The sequence below is a fragment of the Phyllobacterium sp. P5_D12 genome (assembly GCF_054049495.1).
The window spans coordinates 1-4,853 of record NZ_JBFUMG010000352.1; the positions used below are offsets into that span (position 1 = coordinate 1).

Consider the following 4,853-nt stretch of genomic DNA (forward strand, 5'->3'; position numbering starts at 1 on the left):
GCCGACGAGCAAAACCAGCAAGCCAAGTCTTCTGATCATTTCTTGCCCCCAAATGGCAAATGCTGCAACCAATACGTCTCAAACATAGGTTGCAACGAGTAACACGCGCCAAGAATTCGTGCAGCTAGGAAAATGGGGCATGATCTGCGCTAACAAACGCTGAATGGCGTAGCCGGTCATGATCTATTAAGCATAATGACGCATCTGTAAGGTACCTGTGACGCACCGTCCACGATTCGATACGGAACTCCTTCATGAAACGACTTGCAGCCAGTATATTGACCCTCTTGCTCGCCGGCTGCACGACGGTTGACTACGACTTCTCCGCACCCAAACAAACTTCGGCCGTTCAACAGATTGCCGCCCCGACAGGCAATGTAAGCGCGCCGCGTTTCGGTGATCGCGATCCTCACGACTGGACCGGCAAGACCCCGTGGCGATATCCGATTCATGGAACGGACGTCTCGAAATATCAGTCCACAGTCGATTGGCAGACGGTACGCAGCAGCCGTATTTCCTTTGTCTTCATAAAGGCGACCGAAGGCGCCGACAGGTTCGATGAACGATTTGGCCAGAACTGGGCAGCGGCGCGCGCTGCAGGCATCCCTCGCGGTGCCTATCATTTCTATTATTTCTGCCGTACCGCCAAGGAACAGGCGCGCTGGTTCATCGAGCATGTGCCTAACGATCCCGGCGCTTTGCCCCCGGTTCTCGACATGGAGTGGAACGCCGCTTCTCCAACCTGCAAGCTCAGGCCAAATGCTGCTGTCGTGCGCGGCGAAATGCGTACGTTCCTGGATATCCTCGAACGTCATTACGGCAAACGGCCAATCATCTATACGACCGTCGATTTCTTCGACGACAACGATCTGAGGCAACTTGCTAATTATCCATTCTGGCTGCGCTCGGTGGCAGGTCACCCCGATGAGAAGTACGGACTGCATCCGTGGACTTTTTGGCAATATACCGGGACGGGAGCCATCCCTGGCATACGTGGCGATGCGGATATCAATGTTTTCGCGGGCAATGAAATGGCCTGGAAACAGTGGCTGGTGCGCAACAAGGTCCGATAAAGCTCAGCGCGAGCGTTTTCTCGCACTTCTTTGACTTCACGCCATCCACATATTCGTGCATTAGCAGGAAAAATTCTGCGTGTAGTGAATACGCGCCCGTTATCAATGAGATTTTTCTTATGAACAAACTATCGATTGCACTTGCCGTCAGCCTTTTTGCCCTATGCGGCACTGCCCGTGCCCTGGATCAGGTGGCGCCGACGCAACCGGTAGTGGCAAAACCCGCATGCGGGGGCGAACTGGAGCCGTGGTTCAATGGACTGATCGCCGAGGCAAAAGCAGCCGGTGTAACCGATAGAGGCTTGGGTGAGCTTCTCAAGGCTTCGATGGACGACAAGGTACTGGAGCGTGACCGCGCCCAAGGCGTGTTCAATCAGACTTTCCTCACTTTCTCCTCGCGCATGGTGTCCGATTACCGTTTGAAACAGGGCGCGGCAAACCTCAAGAAGTATGCGGATACCTTTGCCAAGGCAGAAGCTGAGTATGGCGTTCCAGGACCGGTGATCGCAGCATTCTGGGGTCTTGAGACGGATTTCGGTGCAGTTCAGGGCGATTTCGATACGCTCAACGCACTCCTGACGCTCTCATTCGATTGCCGCCGGCCAGAACTTTTCCGCCCGCAGTTGATCGCTCTTCTGAAGCTTTTTGACAGCGGTGTCGTCGATGCCAAGACGACCGGCGCCTGGGCTGGCGAGATCGGTCAGATGCAGATGCTGCCAACCGATTATCTCGAGCGCGGCGTCGACGGTGACGGCGATGGCAAGGTCGATCTGAAGCACAGCGCGCCAGATGCGATCATGACCGCTGCTCGGGTGATGCATGATCTGGGCTGGCGCAAGGGCGAGCCATGGCTGGAGGAAGTGAAGCTTACACAAGAGCTGCCTTGGGAAAATGCCATGCGCACCAACCGTCTGCCCCACTCCAAATGGGCCGCGTGGGGTGTTACCGGTATGAAGGGACCGCTCGGTCCCGACGATGGCGATGCCTCGCTGCTGCTTCCGATGGGCCGCAAGGGGCCAGCTTTCCTTTCCTATGCGAACTTCGATATTTTTGTCGAATGGAACAAATCGATCATCTACGCTACGACAGCAGCCTATTTTGCCACCCGCCTGGCTGGTGCGGGCCCGCTGGAACCGACCAATCCTGAAGTCGGGCTCAATCCCGAACAAATGAAGGAATTGCAGAACAAGCTTGCGGCGCGCGGCCACGACATGGGCCCGAAGATCGATGGTGTGTTCGGCATTCTCACCCGCGATGCGGTACGTGACGAACAGATTCGCCTTGGTCTGCCCGCCGATGCGTGGCCAACACCCGAACTCCTCGGCAAGCTCTAACCTTACTGCGCAGGCGCCATCGTTTCGAGCGAGGCAAAACCTTCCGGTCGATCACCTTCGTCGAAGGGTGTTTCCACCTCCACGAAAGTGTCGGGATAGAAGCCGTTGAAGCGGGTGCGCAGCGACAGCGAGTAGGCACCGATATTACCGATCTCGATCCAGTCTCCAGTGTCGACCGTTTCCGGCAACCAGAACGGGCGTGACAGTATATCGACGGAATCGCACGTTGCGCCGCACACCCGGAACGGCACAATTTCCTTCGGATCGCCATGGCGGTGCTTTTTGGCCGGATCGGGGATGAAGCGGGCTGGCAGCGTGATCTTGCCGGTCCACGAATCCGACAGCGACGCCCAGATACCGTCATTGATGTAGAGCCGCCTGCCCTTGCGTAAGAGAACACGCACGATCAATGAAAACGCCCGGGCGACGATGACCCGGCCCGGCTCTGCCACGAGGGGCAAATCACCAAAACCATACTCCTTGATATCGCCCCGCAACCGCGACATCAGTTGGCCAAGCGAAGGCATCTCGACATGCTTGCGTCTCGGGTCATGTCCATACTCGGCGGGAAAGCCACCACCAACGTCGAGACCCGCCAAGGGAACCCCGGCGCGGTTGCGTACCCAATCAGCCGAGCTCAACGCACGCTCATAGGTGTCGGGATCCTCGATCTGGCTGCCAACATGAAAACACAGGCCGACCATGTAGCCGATCTTGTGGGCGCGCTGCAGCAACTCTACTGCATGTGCCGGTGCTGCACCAAATTTCTTCGATAACTCGTAGGCGGCATGTCCCTTGGTTTGCAGCCTTATGTACAGCGTTATGCTGGCTGGATCGATATCCAGTGCACGCACAATGCGGGTTACCTTGGCGATCTCATCCTCATGGTCCACTGCCAGAACACGAATGCCGTAGGTTTCGAGAGCAAGGCGAATATCCGACTGCGCCTTGATCGGGTGCATATAGAGCATCTGCGCATCCGGTGCGACCTTGCGCACCGCTTCGAACTCTCCCGGGGATGCTACATCGAAAACGCTGATGCCATTGCGGGCCAGCGTTTCGAGCACAAGATTTTCGCCATTGGTCTTGACCGCATAAGCCGTCTCGCCCGGGAACATCTTCATGAACTGGTGCGCGTCATCGATCAGAACTTGCGGCCGAAAGCAGTAGACTGGCTGATCCGGCCGCAGGGTAAGCGCTGCTTCACGGGCCGAGGCGAATCGTTGCATCGTTTTGTTCTGCGTCATGCAAAACTCTTATCAAGGACAGGTGACAGACGAAAGTCGGTTTCTTGCAGCTGGAATCGGGTGGTTTTATACCGTTGAACAGCTAGAAACCTTATCAGACAGCACTGTCGAAAGGATCTATCCGTGTCCACCGCGCAAACAACGTCGCCCAATCCTCTCGCCATGACCAGCTTTGCATGGTTGCAATTACTTCTTCTTGGCGCAATCTGGGGTGGATCATTCTTCTTTGCGCGTGTCGCGGTTCAGGTGATTCCCCCGTTAACGCTGGTTCTTTTTCGCGTGGCGGTAGCAGCGCTGGCACTTCATCTCTATCTGCTTAGCCGCGGCATCCGGTTCTGGGACTACCGGGATCATGCATTTGAGTTCGCCGGCCTTGGCCTGCTGATGAACGTCATACCCTTTTCCCTGCTCTTCGTCGGGCAGACAGTTCTTGGCGCAGGTGTCGAGTCGATCCTCAATGCGACAACACCGATCTGGACGGTCGTCGTCGCCGCCATCCTTACGGTAGACGAAAGGATCACGATCAACAAACTTGTCGGCATTCTCCTGGGCATATTGGGGCTCGTCATCATGATCGGCCCTGGTGTTCTCACTGGTCTCGGTGGTCCGCTTTGGGCTGAAATTGCTGTCATCGGCGCCACCCTCTCCTATGCTTTTGCCGGCATTCTGGCGAAGCGCTTCAAGGGAGTGCCACCCACAGTGACGTCCACCGGTCAAATGACTGCATCCACGCTTATCATGATACCCGTGGTGCTCATCTACGACGGCGTTCCTGCCGTAGCGAACATCGATACCGGTGTCTGGTTGGCCATTCTCGGTCTTGGCCTTCTGTCGACCGCTTTCGCCTATATTCTCTATTTTTCGATCGTCCGGACCGCCGGCGCAACAAATGCATCACTCGTCACTTTGATCGTTCCAGTCAGCGCTATTCTGCTTGGAACAATTTTTCTTGACGAAGAGCTAGGGCTTCAGGACTTCCTCGGCATGGCATTGATCGCTCTTGGATTGTTGACGATTGATGGCAGGCTGCTCGCAGCCTTGCAAAAGCGCCAAAAAGCCTAAAGTTTTCAATATACCGTTAGTCCTATAGCTCTGGGTCCGCGGCTTAATTCTGGCCTAATTGTGGCAAGTTCAAGCCAATCCCTACTGTGTGACCTTTTTGCTGCACTGCAAAAATATACCGCTTTCGGGAACATTTT

4 protein-coding genes are annotated in these 4,853 nt (G+C 55.8%); 3 read left to right on the forward strand and 1 reads right to left on the reverse strand.

Annotation, left to right across the window (positions count from 1 at the left end; genetic code table 11):
• The first annotated feature begins 254 nt into the window (after positions 1 to 254).
• Entirely contained in the window at positions 255 to 1,073 is an 819-nt protein-coding gene (locus ACXJ5O_RS19150) for a glycoside hydrolase family 25 protein (protein ID WP_457301283.1), read from the forward strand.
• Positions 1,074 to 1,192: 119 nt separating this feature from the next.
• Positions 1,193 to 2,407, forward strand: coding sequence for a lytic murein transglycosylase (locus ACXJ5O_RS19155; RefSeq protein ID WP_457301284.1), 1,215 nt, complete (start codon positions 1,193 to 1,195; stop codon positions 2,405 to 2,407).
• A gap of 2 nt (positions 2,408 to 2,409) precedes the next feature.
• On the opposite strand, the gene ACXJ5O_RS19160 is transcribed toward ACXJ5O_RS19155, so the two are convergent.
• Positions 2,410 to 3,636 carry an alanine racemase gene (locus tag ACXJ5O_RS19160; RefSeq protein WP_271895072.1) on the reverse strand — a complete coding sequence of 409 codons (1,227 nt, stop codon included), beginning with the start codon at positions 3,634 to 3,636 and terminating at the stop codon, positions 2,410 to 2,412.
• 141 nt (positions 3,637 to 3,777) lie between these two features.
• On the opposite strand from ACXJ5O_RS19160, the gene ACXJ5O_RS19165 reads away from it, so the two are divergent.
• Positions 3,778 to 4,716, forward strand: coding sequence for a DMT family transporter (locus ACXJ5O_RS19165; protein ID WP_457301285.1), 939 nt, complete (start codon positions 3,778 to 3,780; stop codon positions 4,714 to 4,716).
• Positions 4,717 to 4,853: the final 137 nt, after the last annotated feature.